General features: G+C 53.5%; 12 protein-coding genes and 1 pseudogene. 1 reads left to right on the top strand and 12 read right to left on the bottom strand.

Annotated features, from left to right (window positions below; translation table 11 throughout):
- Positions 1-201: 201 nt before the first annotated feature.
- The 9 genes and pseudogenes from ETR37_RS10240 to ETR37_RS10205 form a co-directional block, all read right to left on the bottom strand.
- Positions 202-477: pseudogene (locus ETR37_RS10240) on the bottom strand (sodium:solute symporter family protein); the annotation flags it as partial.
- On the bottom strand, positions 474-674 hold the full coding sequence (locus ETR37_RS10235) for a DUF3311 domain-containing protein (protein WP_011232711.1): 201 nt from the start codon (positions 672-674) through the stop codon (positions 474-476). The pseudogene ETR37_RS10240 and the gene ETR37_RS10235, both read right to left, overlap by 4 nt.
- Before the next feature lie 36 nt (positions 675-710).
- On the bottom strand, positions 711-1,895 hold the full coding sequence (locus tag ETR37_RS10230; RefSeq protein ID WP_060788686.1) for a M20 family metallopeptidase: 1,185 nt from the start codon (positions 1,893-1,895) through the stop codon (positions 711-713).
- A gap of 33 nt (positions 1,896-1,928) precedes the next feature.
- Positions 1,929-3,158 (bottom strand): Zn-dependent hydrolase, encoded by a 1,230-nt coding sequence (locus ETR37_RS10225; RefSeq protein WP_129447220.1) that lies wholly within the window; start codon positions 3,156-3,158, stop codon positions 1,929-1,931.
- Positions 3,159-3,314: 156 nt separating this feature from the next.
- The gene (locus ETR37_RS10220; RefSeq protein WP_015375950.1) at positions 3,315-4,622 is read right to left on the bottom strand and encodes a helix-turn-helix domain-containing protein; all 1,308 of its coding nucleotides are present in this window, start codon (positions 4,620-4,622) and stop codon (positions 3,315-3,317) included.
- A gap of 236 nt (positions 4,623-4,858) precedes the next feature.
- Positions 4,859-6,214 carry a UDP-glucose dehydrogenase family protein gene (locus tag ETR37_RS10215; protein ID WP_015375951.1) on the bottom strand — a complete coding sequence of 452 codons (1,356 nt, stop codon included), beginning with the start codon at positions 6,212-6,214 and terminating at the stop codon, positions 4,859-4,861.
- A 225-nt stretch (positions 6,215-6,439) separates the two neighbouring features.
- Positions 6,440-7,786 (bottom strand): N-acetylmuramoyl-L-alanine amidase family protein, encoded by a 1,347-nt coding sequence (locus ETR37_RS10210; protein WP_129447219.1) that lies wholly within the window; start codon positions 7,784-7,786, stop codon positions 6,440-6,442.
- A 229-nt stretch (positions 7,787-8,015) separates the two neighbouring features.
- Positions 8,016-8,192 carry a hypothetical protein gene (locus ETR37_RS19135; protein ID WP_164977998.1) on the bottom strand — a complete coding sequence of 59 codons (177 nt, stop codon included), beginning with the start codon at positions 8,190-8,192 and terminating at the stop codon, positions 8,016-8,018.
- The gene (locus ETR37_RS10205) at positions 8,193-8,435 is read right to left on the bottom strand and encodes an SEC-C metal-binding domain-containing protein (protein WP_129447218.1); all 243 of its coding nucleotides are present in this window, start codon (positions 8,433-8,435) and stop codon (positions 8,193-8,195) included.
- Positions 8,436-8,555: 120 nt separating this feature from the next.
- Here ETR37_RS10205 and ETR37_RS10200 point away from each other — a divergent pair, with 120 nt between their 5' ends.
- Positions 8,556-9,266 (top strand): plasmid pRiA4b ORF-3 family protein, encoded by a 711-nt coding sequence (locus ETR37_RS10200; RefSeq protein ID WP_011232727.1) that lies wholly within the window; start codon positions 8,556-8,558, stop codon positions 9,264-9,266.
- 86 nt (positions 9,267-9,352) lie between these two features.
- Here ETR37_RS10200 and ETR37_RS10195 read toward each other — a convergent pair whose 3' ends face one another.
- The 3 genes from ETR37_RS10195 to ETR37_RS10180 all read right to left on the bottom strand — a co-directional run bounded on the left by ETR37_RS10195 (position 9,353) and on the right by ETR37_RS10180 (position 15,399).
- Positions 9,353-10,687 carry an SEC-C domain-containing protein gene (locus ETR37_RS10195; RefSeq protein WP_015865238.1) on the bottom strand — a complete coding sequence of 445 codons (1,335 nt, stop codon included), beginning with the start codon at positions 10,685-10,687 and terminating at the stop codon, positions 9,353-9,355.
- Between the two features lie 902 nt (positions 10,688-11,589).
- Positions 11,590-13,785: a YecA family protein gene (locus ETR37_RS10185; protein ID WP_129447217.1), complete on the bottom strand. Its 2,196-nt coding sequence runs from the start codon at positions 13,783-13,785 to the stop codon at positions 11,590-11,592.
- A 297-nt stretch (positions 13,786-14,082) separates the two neighbouring features.
- Positions 14,083-15,399: an SEC-C domain-containing protein gene (locus ETR37_RS10180; protein WP_129447216.1), complete on the bottom strand. Its 1,317-nt coding sequence runs from the start codon at positions 15,397-15,399 to the stop codon at positions 14,083-14,085.
- Positions 15,400-15,506 lie beyond the last annotated feature (107 nt).

Genomic DNA, 15,506 nt, shown 5'->3' with positions numbered 1-15,506 from the left:
AAAATCCTTTGTTTTGACCTTGTTAGGGTGCGAAATGTGAGTTATAACGTATAAAATTTATTTTTAAAAGAAAAAATTAATAAATCGTGTGCCTATGAAATTCGGTATTTTTTCCTAGGATCCGCATCACGAAACCCTTGATATAACAGCATTTTGGTCATTTCCATTTGCCTAAAATGACCTCAAAACTGTCGAACTCGGGGGAAGCATCCAATACGATAACACATAGGCCAGGCAGCCGTAGGCAATGATGTAAAACGTCGGCCCCCCTTTTCCATAGGCCCAACCGCTTCCGCCAAGGAACGTGAACGTTGTGTAAATTTCACCGGCCATCAGGAGGAAAACGAAAACTGTGCCAAATCCGCGCCCACCGACGGTCCATTGCTCCAAATTCATGTCTTTTCCTTTTCGCGCCTGCACTCCTAGATAAAGAGACAGCAACAAGAAAGCAAAAATCATCACTAAGGCCGAGTTCATGTCTGCTCATCCTCCTTCACCGCAGGGTCAAAACGATACACGATGGCCATGATAACCGAAGTGGCGATCACCCAAGCGACCAGCCAAAAGAGAAGCAACGGCATGCCAAACACGTACGGAGTCACTTGATTCACAAAAGGAACGCCGCCGAGCATGCCGATAAATGGGACAATCATTAACCAACGGATGCTTTTCATCTTCTCTCCCTCCTTGGATATGTCAAGCGAAAACAGCTATTCCGCCCCCGCCAACAGTTTCAACGTCGCGGCGACAAACATTTGCACGCCAATCTCAAGCGCGTCTTCGTCAATCGTAAAGCGCGGGTGGTGGTGCGGGTAAACGATGCCTTTTTCTACATTGCCCGCGCCGACGTAGAAAAAGCTGCCGGGCGCTTTTTGCAAGAACGCCGAAAAATCTTCGCCGCCCATGTTCGGTTTCAAGCGGGCCACTGCCTCTTCGCCGAACAGCTCGCGCGCTGTTTCCTCCATGACGCGGGTCACTTCATCGTAGTTAATGACCGGGCGGTAGCCATAGTCAAATTGAAACTCATACGAGGCGCCGTGCGCTTCGGTGATCCCTTTGACAATACGCTCCATCCATTGCGGCACCGTCTGGCGCAGCTCGGCGTCGAACGTGCGCACTGTCCCTTGAATTTCGACTTCCCCTGGCAGGACATTATGGGCCGTACCCGCCACAAATTGTGTCACGGACAGAACAAGCGGCTCGAGCGGATCGACATAGCGCGAGACGATGTGCTGCAAGTTCGTCACGACTTGCGCCCCGATGGCGATCGCATCGATCGTTTGATGCGGCATCGCCCCGTGGCCGCCTTTGCCGATGATGCGGATGAAAAAGCGGTCGGGTGCGGCCATCATCGGTCCATACACAATGCCGATTTTTCCGCGCTCAAGCGGCGACCAAAGGTGGGTGCCGATGACGACGTCCACCCCGTCCATGACGCCAGCTTGCACCATCTCTTCCGCCCCGCCGGGGAACAGTTCTTCCGCGTGTTGGAACAAAAAGCGAATCTCGCCATGAATGTGATCACGAAGCTGGGCAAAAATTTTCGCCGTCCCCAACAGCATCGCCGTATGGCCGTCATGCCCGCACGCATGCATGACGCCTGGGGTTTTGGAGGCAAATTCAAACGTGTTTTCCTCTTGAATCGGCAGCGCGTCCATATCGGCGCGAATGGCGACGACCCGGCCTGGCTGTTGGCCAATAAGGCGCGCCATGACGCTCGTTTTCGTCGGGCGGGTAATCTCGAGACCGCCGAACGATTGCAGCGTCTCGTAGACAAACTGCGCCGTTTTCTCTTCCCGAAACGACAATTCGGGATGGGCGTGCAAGTGGCGGCGCCAGGCGATGACGTCCGTTTTCACTTCATCGACGAGCCGTTTGATTTCTTCCTTTGTCATCCATAATCTCCCCCTGTTCGTTTGTCTTTTTCGTTATTCCCCTTGGGCTAGTTGCCACACCGTATGATAAAGCACCTCTGCTCCAGCGGCGCAGTCTTCTTTCGTGCTCCATTCCGCCGGACTATGGCTCACCCCGTCTTGGGAGCGGACAAAAATCATCCCGATCGGGCAAATCGGAGCCAACTGTACGCCGTCATGGGCTGCGCCGCTCGGCAGCCAAAACGGCGGATACCCGAGCTGCTTGCACGCTCTTTCCGCGGCCTGTTTCACCACCTCGGAACATAACACCGGCGCCATTTCTTGCAGCCGCTCGGTCGTGAGGCGAACGTTCCGCTCCTTGGCGATCGTCTCTGCCCGCGCGGCTATGGCATTCCATACTTGATCGCGCACCTCAGCCTTCAAGTCGCGCAAATCGAGCACAAATTCGACCCGTTCCGGAATGACATTAATACCGCCCGGATATACATGCAACTGTCCTACAGTACCGACCGTTGTCCCTGTTCGTCTTGCTTCCTCTTCGATCACTGTGATGATCTGGGCAGCCGCCGCCATCGGGTCGCGCCGCAATGACATCGGCGTGGCGCCGGCATGTTCTGCCTTTCCTTCGATAGTAAATTTCACCCAAATCAGACCGGCGATGCCAGTGACGATGCCAACTGGAAGACCAGCCTCCTCCAGCACCCGTCCTTGTTCGATGTGCAGTTCGACATAGGCTTTCACCGTTCCTGGTTTTCGTGCTGCCTGCGGCAAGCGGTCCGGGTCAAGCCCCGCCTGTTTCATTGCTTCAGCGAGGGAAATCCCGTCCGCGTCGCGGCACTCGAGCGCTTCCGGAGGCAACGTCCCCGCCATCGCGCGGCTGCCGATCATGCCGAAACGAAAGCGCGCTCCTTCTTCGTCCGTAAACGCCACTACTTCAATTGGATGGTGCGTCACAACCCCGTGCTCGTTCATCGCCTGAACAACTTCCACGCCGGCCAACACCCCGAGCGGTCCATCAAAGCAACCGCCGTTGTAAACCGAATCGAGATGAGACCCAACAAGGACGACCGGAGCATCCGGATTCGCCCCTTCTTTCCGTCCGATCAAGTTGCCAGCCGCGTCTTCATATACGAAAAGCCCCGCTTCGCGCATGTAGGAAGCGACGAGATCTTTGGCCCTCCGTTCTTCAGCAGTGAACGAGAGGCGCGTGACGCCGCCGCTTGGTTTCTTGCCGACCTCCCCTAGTTCCATGAGCCGTTGCCAAAGACGTTCCCCTTGAATCAAGCTATCCTCCCCTCACGCCAATTACGGATGATTTTCGGATATGTCCTTAATTATAATGGAAACAGAGGAAATTTTCAAATAATACAAATAATACAAACGTCTTCAAGACAACAAAAAACTTCTGCCTGTCGCTAAAGGCAGAAGCTGATCGAGCGATTATAAGAAAATGCGGTATACTTTGCGCGGACGCCCGCGCGGATACGGGTTTGTCTCCCCGGCCACTTCGGCAAGGCCCACGGTCTCCAATTGGTTTAAAATCCGGCGGGCGCTGCGCGGCACAATCCGCATATAAGAAGCCAACTCATGCGCTTCGATCTCGTTGGTTCCGCGTTTTTGCAATATGGCTTTCAATTTGCAGAGCGTCGCGGCGCTTAATCCCGTCCGCTCCGCCAGCTGCCGCAGTTCTCCGCCGCCGAGCGAATAGCGGAGGTGCACACTTTTTCCTAACGGACCCGAGATCGTTCCATCATCAAACACCACCATCCACGCACCCCGTCCGCTTTGTTTCGCATGCAAAAACGCCTTCCCAGCCTGAATTTCGGCCTCATACGCCGTTCGGCCGATGCCGATTCCGCACGCGATGACTTCGTCGTAAAGGAGCTCCGTCTCCTCGGCCGAGGGGACCGTTTTATAGCCATCGGTGATCTCTTTTAATGCGCCCCTTGTCGTAAAAATGACATAGCGGCCCGGTCCGGCGCTTTTCAGCGACCCTTGGACTTTTTTTGCATACCGTAGCAATTTTTCCGTTGTCTTCATCTCCAGACGATATATGTCATCGGTCGAAAATGTCTCTGGGGAGGCCGCCTGCATCGCATCGACTTCAATCATTTGCACGGCGATTTGCGCATCTTGCGCCTGTAGCATCTGTCCGGTGCGAATGATTGTTTGGATGACCGCTTCCACCGCCGAGCGGGCAGGCAATACCCGATACACCGGCATCCCGAGTTTCTCCAGTTCGAGATGGGCTGTCCGCAAACAGGTGACCGCTGCTTCCGTTTTCCCTTGTTTCCAAAGGGTGTAATGATAGTCGGACAGTTCCTGGGCCGAAATGCCTCCCTCGTAATGCTTGACGTATGGAATCGGTTCTTCGATGCCCGCCTCTTCCAGCAGCCGTTCGATTTCGCGACGCTCGTACGTGTCAAAACTAAGTCGGCTGACCGGAATCTGCTCCGTATAGTGCGCCTGCAGCAGTGTGCGGTACAAGCTGGCACCAATATGTGGAACATAAAACAGCGGCGCATCGACCTCACCGGACTGCTTGACGATCGAATACGGCACTTGTCCGGAAAACAGCCACATATCAACCTCTGACGCGAGCGGGCGGATCAAATCGATCACTTCACTTTCATCCCAATACACAACGGGAACGCAAACAAGCTCTTTGTACTCTTGCGCCACCGCCTGAATAATTGACAGCGAATCGTCCGCACCAAATATGCCTAATCGAATACGAATGGAGCACACCTCCTCACTATCCCCGTCCTATCGGCAAACAACACCCTCGTCCGATTCACTTTCTTCCTCAAACTCCCCCAACGGCTCGTTGCAGATACAAAAATGCATCACCACGTTTTTAGAAAGCGCCTAAACGAACAATCCTCAGCATCGCAATGCCATCCAATTCCTTCAGCAGGCAGCGCCTCCCGCCATCGCTGGGGACGAACCATCGCCAGAGAACAGATGGGGCACAGCTGCTTTCTTTACCCCTCTTTTTCTGCTTGTGTAGCGACCGGTGCGTATAGCGAAACGCCTGTCGCTCCACCCACCACCGGCCGCCCGATCGACTCGTAGATTAAGCCGGCGGCTTCTGCCGCCTTCGGGTCGTAACAATTCCGCCCATCCACCACAACCGGTGTTTTCATCAGCGTCTTGTAGCGGTGAAGGTCAAATTGCAGCACAGCCGGCCATTCGGTGAAAATGAAACAAACATCCGCGCCGCGAATGGCTTCCTCAATCGTCTGACAACAAACGACCGCATCGCCAAAACGGCGGGCGACATGTTCGAGAGCGGCTGGGTCCCAGACGCGCACGGCGGCCCCTTCAGCAATGAGCCGTTCGATGTTCGCCAATGCCGGCGATTCGCGCACATCATCGGTGCCCGGCTTGAATGCGGCGCCAAGCACGGCGACCGTCCGGTTGCGGAAATCCCCAATGTGCAGACGCGCTTTGTCAAGAAGCTTCCATTTTTGTTTCTCATTGACGTCCATTGCCGCCCATACCGTTTTGAGCGAATAGCCGTGAGAAGCCGCCAACGAATAAAGCGCGCTCGCATCTTTCGGCAGGCATGAGCCTCCATACCCGACGCCTGCGCGCAAAAAGCGGCGGCCGATGCGCGGATCCATGCCGATTCCTTCCGCCACCGCCTGAATGTCGGCGCCTACCAACTCGCATACATTGGCGATCTCGTTGATGTAGGAAATTTTCAACGCCAAAAACACATTGGCCGCGTACTTGATCATCTCGGCGCTTCTCCGGTCCGTCACGACGTACGGGAGCGCAAACGGGGCGTAGAGGTCCTTCATCATCCGCTCCGCTCTCTCCGATTCGACGCCTAACACAATGCGCGGCGCCTGCAACGTATCGCGCACCGCCGTTCCTTGTGACAAAAACTCCGGGTTGGACACAATGTCGATGCGCACCCCAGAGCGTCCATTTTCTGCTACAAAACGCGCGGCCTCATCCCCTGTGCCGACCGGAACCGTCGATTTGATCGCCACCAAACAGTCGCGCTCCACCGCCATCGCAATGCGGCCGAGCGCCTTCCAAACGGCGTCAAGCTGCACAGAACCATCCGGCAGCGGCGGGGTGCCGACCGCGACCATGATCACTTCCGCCCATCGATACGCTTCCGCATCGTCTGTGGTAAAGCGAAGGCGGGCGCTGTTCCGTTGGATGAGCGGTTCGAGCCCCGGTTCATAAATGGGGACGATTCCTTCATTCAACCGCCGAATTTTTTCCTCATTGACATCCACGCATATGACATCATGCCCTTTATCAGCCAGGCAGGCGGCGGTCACCAGCCCCACATATCCCGCCCCGGCGATCGTGATTTTCATCGTTCCTCACACCTTTTTGATCCATTGCGGCTATTGTCGCTTGTTCTCATTATATCGAATCGCCTGGGGATTTTCATTGTTTTCGCCTAGCCGCTGAGTTCACCGGTTGTGCTCTGCGGCCAAAAGAAAACCGGGAGGAGCCAAACCCCCGGTTACATGACATTTGCTTCTTGACAGCCAATCAACCACAAAACCGCCGATCAACGATTTCTCCACGATCATTTCTTATTCAAAATAATGCCGAACCGCATCCGCAATCGCGGTCGTCACTGCTTCCTGATAGTCGTCTGTCGCCACCGTCGCCGCATCTGTGCGGTTGCTTACATAGCCGAGCTCAAGCAATACAGACGGTCTGTCGTTTTCCCGCAGCACGTAATAGTCGCCAAACGCAACGCCGCGGAAAGGCAGTGCGGCCAATCGGGAAAGCGGGTCTTCGAATGATTGCGCTAAGCCGTAATCGGCAAAACGGTCGTAGTAATAAACGGTGATGCCGCTCGCCTGTTGGTCGTCTGCGCTGTCATAATGCAGGCTGATAAACGCATCCGCTTGATACAGGCGCGCCATCGCCACGCGCGCGGACAGCGGCACATACTCATCGCTGGAGCGCGTCAGCACGACGCGGGCGCCGTAAGATTGCAGCTTGTTTTTTAGAAGCCTCGCCGTTTCCAACGTCAACTCCTTTTCCTTGACGCCATCGGCACTTTTCGCACCGCCGTCTTTGCCTCCGTGGCCAGCGTCAAGAACGATCGTTTTTCCGGCCAGCGCCTGAACAGGACCGCGCGTCCAGCTGTCTACATAAAGGCGGGAGTCGCTAGGCGCGATGGCTGAAAGCAGCGAGCGGTCAGCCGACTGGGGCGCTTCCGCTTCCTTTTCATTGGCTTGTCCACCCTTTACCTGCACATACGCGGACGAAACCCAGCCACCAAGCCCTGTTGAGGAGGCAATTTTATACCATCCCGGTTTCTTTTCTACAATCTCGACCTCTTCACCACGGACAAGGCGTCCGACGCGCGCTGCCTTCAATGACGGCTCAGCCCGAACGTTGAGCGAACTGGCGTTGACGATTCCGGTTTGATGCGAAATCGATGACTCCCGAGCCGCAGTGAGGTATGCTGAAGACACCCAGCCGATCGCACCGTCTGCGATCACTTCCGTCCATTCCCCATCTTCCTTGATGACCCATACCGTTTCTCCCCGCGCCAAATGCCCAATAATTCGCCCGTCTCGGCTCGGCTCTTGGCGAAGGCGGAGCCGGTCTTCTTGCACGACGGCTGTCTCTTTTGCCAACGCGACGTACCGCGCCGCGAGCCACCCGGTCCGATTTTTCTCCCATTCAATTTTCAACCAACCATCTTTCACATCCACCAACCGGTACACGTCACCGCGGTGGACGCTTGCCACCGGGCGGTACGGCACCCCCGGTCCTTGGCGGACATTCACGCGGTCCGCCGTCACCACCGCCAGACGCTTCGTTTCCTCCATTTCCTTTTCCCCTTTCGCCCCCACCGGCCAAGCAGCCGCAGCCAACCATAGCAAACAAAACGACAGGGCGAGCCATGTCCCTCGCCTCATGCCCATTCCCTCCCCCGTTGTCCCCAATTTGTCTACTATATCGTTCGCGCACAACGGGGAATTTCCTGTCTGTCACTTGGGAAAACCGCTCGACAAAACTAGCGGGGCGGCATCCATCAACCGACAATAGCTCTCCTTTTTCTGCATGATGCCTCTTCACACGACAGCAGCCACAACGCGCAACCCAGTCGAACCATCCAGCTACGGCCGACATACCACCATCGCTTCTCTAACCGATGTCCGAATGGATAAGCCGTCCCCATGAAGAAACACGCAGAAGCGCCAAAAGCGCTCCGTGCTCCAACGGGAGACGGTGTCCTTTGTCGCGCTGGAACCATTCAATGCCGCGCATTCCATTGGGAAAACGGTGAATGAACAAGTACCAAAGCGTTTCAAAACATTCCAACTATTCCAAATTCTTCATACCCTCTATTTTTTGGTAAAACGTCCGTCTCGCCGCTGCTTGTTCGTTGTAAGACAGCGATTCATCCAAAAACCGCTGCACCATTTGCGACAGCTCATATTTTTGGCCAAAAAAGCGGCGCTGGCGCACCCGTTTGATTTCATGATTCTGCTGTTTGTTCATGCAGCACTTCTTATACTTTTTCCCACTTCCACACGGGCATGGGTCATTCCAGCCGATCGACATGCGTCATCCTCCTCTCCCATCTTTCTTTTTTCAATATTTCCATCAATAATGTTTAAATTCTACTATGGACAGGATAAACTACTATTATACAAAACGTTTATCCGAAAGGAGACGAGGGCTATGAACCCCGACAATCTTGCTAAACTGATCGACGAATTGTCTGCCATGTTCCATCCGACAGAGCGGGACCGTCCACACGGCAGATGGGTTGAGGCGCCAAAGAGCGCACCCCCTTCCAAACGGCGGCGGTCCAAAACAGCCTACCAGCTGAAAATCACATTAAACGGCATCCGCCCGCCGATTTGGCGGCGCGTCCTTGTTCCCGGACATGCGACATTTCACGAGCTTCATCTCATCATCCAAGAAGCGATGGGATGGGAACAAGCCCATTTATACGAATTCGATTTCGGAAGCGTTCTCATCGGCATCCCTGACGGCTGGGATTCGTTTCAGCTGGAAAAAGAACTGATGGACGCCCGCCGCATCCCATTACAGCAATGGCTGACGGAAGAAAAACAAAAGTTTCTATATATTTACGATTTTGGCGACTACTGGCGCCATACCGTCACTGTTGAAAAGATTGAAACACTCCCAAAACCGTTGGAACGCGCCGCTTGCCTGAAAGGAAAACGGGCGTGCCCTCCCGAGGATTGCGGCGGCGTCTATGGCTACCTGGAGCTGCTGGAAGCGGCGGCGCAAAAAGACTCTCTTGCCGATCCCGAATTGCGCGAGCTGGTAGACTGGATGTACGACATGAAAGGCGAAGATTTTGACCCTGATGCCTTTGACGTCGAGGAAGCGAACGAGCGGCTGGCCTATATCCGATTGTAACGCATGCGAAAGAAGGTATCCGTCATCTCTCAAGGGCACCTTCTTTCGCACCCATCTGTCCTTTGTTGCCTGCTTTGTCCATCGCCTTACAAAAATCCCCGTTCAGCAAACGTCTCCCAGACGAGCTCCTCGAGCTCCTTGCGCAACTCAGCTGCATCGACTCCTTCAAGCAACCCGTCCTTTTTCCATGTTCGGATCGCTTTGTCGATCAAGCGATGGACTTGATCAACGTCCCAGCCCTCGCAATCAAACAACTCCTCAACTTGGTCAAGCCATTCCTCAATCGCACGGTCCAGCTCATCGCCATCCTCCATCCCACCGTCGTCGAACCAGATCTCATCACCGTCATCCCCATCGTCAAAGAGCCACTCATCATCATTCTCGCCCTCATCATCTCCATCATCGAGCAACTCTGTGCGAAATAAAAACAATTCCATCACAGCGGCTTCCACTTCCTCTACAGGAACGCCGTAGTGTTCCGCAACCTTTTCCATATTGACAAATTCTCTTCCAGCCATTTCACTCGCCAAATAACGGAGTGCAGCCGCATACACAGCAGGATTCTTGATGACCGGTTCATCCATTTCGCAATATGCGCGCCAAAGGAACGCAGCCTCGCTGAGCACTAGGGAGGAGGTTGTTTCTTCCTTTTTCTTTAATTCGCGAAAAACATCATCTTGATCTCGATCCCCCCAGTCCTTTTCGCTCAGCAGCTGCCACAACAGCTCATGGACCGCTATTTCAAGCAATTCCGGAAACGACTCGCGCAAAAACACTTCACACGTTTTCATATCCGGATTCCATTCCGCTTGAAGCGCCCGCGCAAGCCGATCCTTCCCGCTCTTTGGAATCGGCAGCACCTTCATGAAGTACGCCCACTCGTCCCCATGCGGAACGAGGCATCCTACTAACACGTCCCCCTCCCTAGCAGACGGAAGCTCCTCCGGCGTCAAAAAACGGACGTACTTTTCTTTTCTGGTCAACAGATCGCGTACAAGGAAACGCCGCTCATCCTCGATATGAATGATCTCGTCAAACGACGGAACCGCCTCGTCCCATCGCTTCAAATGAGTTTGCACTGCTGGACGCCATCGCGTGCGGCGCCGGCTTCTCATATAGGCTGAAAAAATTGTCATCCCTTTGTCATCAACGTGTCTGTGAAAAATCGCCCAGTTCGTCAGCAATAAATTGGCGCTGGTCTCCAGCTCGTTAGGAAGCCCTTGAAATGGAGAACCAGACATCATGAAAGCAAGCTCTTCCTCATATCGCTCTAACGCAAACGAAAACACATCTTGCATACATTTGGCCACTTCACGGTCAATTAGAGATTCTATCGATACTGCTTCTTTCTTCCCACAACAATGCTTGTACGTTTTCCCACTGCCGCATGGACAAAGATTGTTTCGCGATGCCTTCACCATATAGCTACCTACTTTCTTTGTATCATAGTCATTGAACGTTCTCCCCCTCTACGCTAACGCTCGGGCCAGCTAAACACTTTGGGGAGACATTCACGATCAACGTGTGATGGAACTGCTTTCAGCAACACATATCGCAAGCACTTTGGGACTTCCGCCGCTCATGTCGAGAACATCGATTCGCATTCCATTTTTTATCAAAAGGTGCCCTTGGCTTTTTCAAAACATGCCATATTTCCTTCTCCAAGGAGAAATCAGCCAATCCATGATTTTCATCATCTTTGGCGAGGAGACCCCGACTTCTAAGCGAGAGCGAAAGTCGGGGAGGAATCGCCCTTCCTCCTTTCTTTTGTATATGATAGAATAAGAATGTGGAGAAAACCGTTGAATCAAGGCACTCCAATCCCCGTTACTCGATGTAGGGAGTTGGTTGCAGGAAACGTTGCAACCGTAAAACATCGAGCGTACATCCGTCTGTTGTGCGTGGAAGTCAAGTACTGCCTACAGACATGCCGAGCCACTCGGTAGCGATATAGGCATGACCTATGTCGTTGGGTAGTCGTCAACCTGCCCCTGATGCAACCCCAAGTCAAGGAAGGAGGACGAAGTCCGTTCGCACTTCTGGGGAGTTGCAAGCCCCCACTTCAAGCGTTAGCTAAGTGGGGGTAGTTGACGCCGGTTGACACTCCGCACTCCTAAAGGTGTAGGATTCTTGGATCATTCGCGTCCTCATCCGTTTCTCGGTAAAACGAGAAAAACCCTGCTTCTCAAGCACACGTTATGGTGATGGCCCAAAATCCTAAGAATAGAATATGAATGACTCTTACCATTGGGCTTGCCTGCATAATGGAGAATCATAGAGGCCGAGCCGAGAGAAACAAGCGCCCCGTCATTCATCGGGACGCCTACGGCCGGCGAAGCAAACGGGACAACGAGGCAAGCAGGCGCTCTTGAAACGCAGCCCGTTCTTTCTCCACCTTGTCTGGCCACTCTTGCAGCGCCTGAAGCCACGACTCTACGTACGGAGAGAAAGACGGCGGATATACGCGGGCAAGATCGTCCAGCTTGCCGTTGCGATCGGTCGCGGCGACGATATACATGCCCGGCAACAGATGCGGCTCTGCCCGCTTCGGAATGTCCCATGTCACCGTTCGGTTATGGGCAAGCCAATCCAGCACCGCCTTCCCCTGTTCCACACGCTTGACGCGGAAAAACGAGAAACCGACGGAAAGGGGAATAGGCAAACCAAACAAACGAGCAAGCTGCCAAGCCATCAGTTCCTCATCCGCCTTTCCGTTCTCGCCCCTCCATTCATCCAGCAAAGCAAAGCAATGTTCCAATTCGCTTCTGACCTCTTCCAGCACGGCACCAATAACAGTTCGATGATTCGTTCCATAACGGCGGTCCAGCCAATCGGCCCACTCAAGCAACATATCGAGCGCTCGGCTCACCACTTCCCATGAAAACGAACTCCATCTTGACGGGATTTGCTCGACGATGCATTGTTTCCAGTCTTCTTCTCCTACGTCCTGCCACGATGAAAACGTCCGCCCGTTCATATATTCACACACGAGCAAAACCATGGCCCAAAACGCCTCTTTGGCTTCTTTTTCTCCGCTCACGATGACTTCGTTATAAAACGCCAATGCGTCATCGGTGAAATACATCCCTTCCCATTCCGCGCGGATCAACAACGTCTCGGTTCTTTCCGGCCCCATCCATTTCATTTTCCATAAGTCCGAAAGACGATGTGATGAGCTAAACGGAGATGGGGGCAATCCATAACGGGAGCGAATGGGATTCACTCCGATGAGCACCGGCAAATTGGCTCGTTCTTGCATGTTAAACAAATGGAATTCATACTCTTTCAGCCACTCATCCACTTCCTGAACACGCCCCTCGCGCGCCATTTCGTGAGGGGTTTTTCCATTCCATTTCTCAAGCGGGGTGTGAAGGGCTTTTTCCATTTGAACATCCAATCCGGCCATCGTTGCCACCCAAGGGGGAGAGTCTGGGTCTGAATCAATATGAAGCGAAACGTTTTCGATCCCTTTTCGGCGCAAAACGGCTTCTGTCCCCCGTTTTCGTTCTTTTGGGGAATACCCAAACGCCTGCAGCAGCGACACGAGCTGTTCGGCCGTCCCTTCCTCCTCGGTAGACAACACGAGACGCGACCGATGAGCGGATAATGACCCGCCTAATTCAAATACACGAATCAGCTTGGGGGAAATCACTCCGACATAATGGTACACATTGGTGCACCATGAACCTTCCACTTTCTCCCCATCGTCATGATCAATGTGAGCGCGTCCAATCGAAGCAAGCTTCCTCATCGCCTCAGCGGCTTCCTGGCATTCGTATTCATACGTCCATCGCGTGCGCTCCTCTTGCACATCGTCCGCCCTCGGAGGATAGCCTGCATCGACGATATCGAGAAAATGTTCAACGGCTACCTTTTCATACGGCCAATCGGTTTGCGTCAACAAGACGCGAATGTTCTCTTCCGCCCGTTCCACGCCCTTCGGATCCACAATTGATGATACACCGCAAACGTAATAGCCGCCGTCAAATGGCTCCAAAAAGGCAAACATGCCGCCCCAAGGGCGCACAACCTCCAATGTCTCGCAATACGGCATGAGAAGTTTCTCGCCCGTCAACCGGTCAACCGCCACTCCTCCTTCATCATCCAAATCGACAAATTGCACAAGGCGCGGCACAAGCCGAACCCAGCGGTCCAACATTTCTTTCAGCTCTGGAGAAAGACGACGCCCTTTTTCCTGTTGAAACCATTCAACGCCGCGCAATCCATTCGGATAACGATGGAGGAAAAAACGCCAAAGCGTCTCAAACACCTTCAACTCTTCACAATGATCCTTTTGTTCGATCATTTGGCGAAATGTACGGTTGACCGCTTCGCGTTCATCGTAAGACAGCGCTTCATCCAAAAACCGTTGCACCATTTGCGACAGCTCATATTTTTGGTCAAAAAAGCGGCGCTGCCGCACCCGCTTGATCTCATGCTTTTGCTGTTTGTTCATGCAGCATTTCTTATACTTTTTCCCGCTTCCGCACGGGCACGGGTCATTTCGGCCGATTGCCATGCAAAATCCTCCCTTCTAATCTTTCCTTTCCAAAACGGCGACCAAGATATTAAAAACGGTCGGAATTGCGCACAAAGCCATTTTTCCCAATCCATTATGGATTCGGTCAAAACGGATCGTTCCCCGCCGCTTTTTTTGGAGTTTCACGAATGGAACGTATTCCATTCCCTGTTTCTGCTTATAGAGAGCTTGGGTTGAGCTCCATGATGGTTGAATGAGAGAGCCCTTGTGGAACCGGCTTTCCTTTCTGACGAAATGCCGCTGACTTGCGCGCAGCGCCCGTTTTTCTGCCAGCTTCTAGATGAATCCCCGATCGGTGAAGATCTCCCACGCTACATCGCGGAGTTCTTTACGCAATTCTTTTTCATTCACTTCCTCGAGCAGGCCCTCATTCCGCCACGAACGGATGGCGCGGTCAATATGACGGTTGACTCGCTTCTCGTTCCATCCTTCACGCATCAACATCAGATCGATGTCATCGATCCATTCATTGATGCGCGCATCAAGCTCATCCCCTTCCTCTTCGAACCAGTCTTCCTCCCAGTCATCGAGCCATTCCTCGTCGTCTTCATCATCAACAGCCATCAGGAAAAAATCCAACGCCGCCGATCGCACATCTTCTGGCATCACGTCATACCGATCGGCGATGTCTTCCACCTCCGATCCTTCCGCCTTCATCAAATGCCCAGCCACATAGCGGAGCGCCGCGGCGTAGACGGGAACCGAATGAGGGAGGCGGGATGTTTTTCCGCAATAGATCGCCCATATGGCGAACGCTTGATTGAGCAGCGCCGCTGGCGCCTCCGGCTCGTTTTCATCGAGCTCGCGAATGACGGCCGCTTGTTTCGGATCATCCCATTTGAACTGTTTGGCGAACTGCCAAAGCCACTCCAAGAGCACATCGGAAAGCACAGCGACGAACCGATCGCGCATCCATAAAGCCGATGGCTGACCGCTCCACTCCCCTTCTTGTTGAATCGCCCGAAGCAATCGATCTTTCCCTGACGCCGGGAGCGGAAACACCGCTGTGAAACACGTGAACACGTCTTGGTACGGCACAAGGAAGCCGAACACCACATCTCCTGTTTCGATCACGCTCGGCCATTGATCGGAAGTCAATAAATGAACGATCTTTTCCTCTCCCGTCAACAAATCCCGGACAACGGGGCGATTGTCGTCATCATAGCCGATGAACTCGCCAAGCGACGGAACGGCTCCTTCCCACCTCTCGATGTGAGCCTGAACAGACGGGCGCCACCGCTCCCAATGACGGCTTTTCCGGTAAGCAGAAAAGATCGTTTGTCCTGTTTCATCAACCGGCCAACAAAACAACATCCAGTTCACCACCATGATCTGCATGCCAAGCTCGAGTTCCTCCGGCATCTCATCAAGCGGGAACTGGTCTAAAAGCTCTTCCGCCTCCCTCTCATACCGCTGCAAAACAAACTGACGCATATCATTCATGCATTCGATCAACTCGCGGTCAATCAATGACGAAATCGAAACCGCCTCTTTTTTTCCGCAACAATGCTTGTACTTTTTCCCGCTTCCGCACGGGCATAACGCGTTCCGCGGCGTTTCCGCCATATTCGATGCACCTGCTTTCTTTTCCATTTGGACTTTTTCTATTCCTATTATACCATCATCGATAGACGTTCAACCATCACCAGCTTTCTTTCGAGTCAGTCAAGACTTTGTGGAGAACATTTTTTCGGTTCACT

Origin of the sequence: Geobacillus sp. PK12, from assembly GCF_004123125.1 — a bacterium.
Lineage (GTDB): Bacteria > Bacillota > Bacilli > Bacillales > Anoxybacillaceae > Geobacillus > Geobacillus zalihae.
This window is presented reverse-complemented; position numbering and strand designations above follow the sequence as displayed.

What these genes read in the sequence shown, in the direction of transcription:
- ETR37_RS10235 (WP_011232711.1), bottom strand. Translation starts at nt 674, where the DNA reads ATGAAAAGCATCCGTTGGTTAATGATTGTCCCATTTATCGGCATGCTC.
- ETR37_RS10230 (WP_060788686.1), bottom strand. Translation starts at nt 1,895, where the DNA reads ATGACAAAGGAAGAAATCAAACGGCTCGTCGATGAAGTGAAAACGGAC.
- ETR37_RS10215 (WP_015375951.1), bottom strand. Translation starts at nt 6,214, where the DNA reads ATGAAAATCACGATCGCCGGGGCGGGATATGTGGGGCTGGTGACCGCC.
- ETR37_RS10210 (WP_129447219.1), bottom strand. Translation starts at nt 7,786, where the DNA reads ATGAGGCGAGGGACATGGCTCGCCCTGTCGTTTTGTTTGCTATGGTTG.
- ETR37_RS10205 (WP_129447218.1), bottom strand. Translation starts at nt 8,435, where the DNA reads ATGTCGATCGGCTGGAATGACCCATGCCCGTGTGGAAGTGGGAAAAAG.
- ETR37_RS10200 (WP_011232727.1), top strand. Translation starts at nt 8,556, where the DNA reads ATGAACCCCGACAATCTTGCTAAACTGATCGACGAATTGTCTGCCATG.
- ETR37_RS10195 (WP_015865238.1), bottom strand. Translation starts at nt 10,687, where the DNA reads ATGGTGAAGGCATCGCGAAACAATCTTTGTCCATGCGGCAGTGGGAAA.
- ETR37_RS10185 (WP_129447217.1), bottom strand. Translation starts at nt 13,785, where the DNA reads ATGGCAATCGGCCGAAATGACCCGTGCCCGTGCGGAAGCGGGAAAAAG.
- ETR37_RS10180 (WP_129447216.1), bottom strand. Translation starts at nt 15,399, where the DNA reads ATGGAAAAGAAAGCAGGTGCATCGAATATGGCGGAAACGCCGCGGAAC.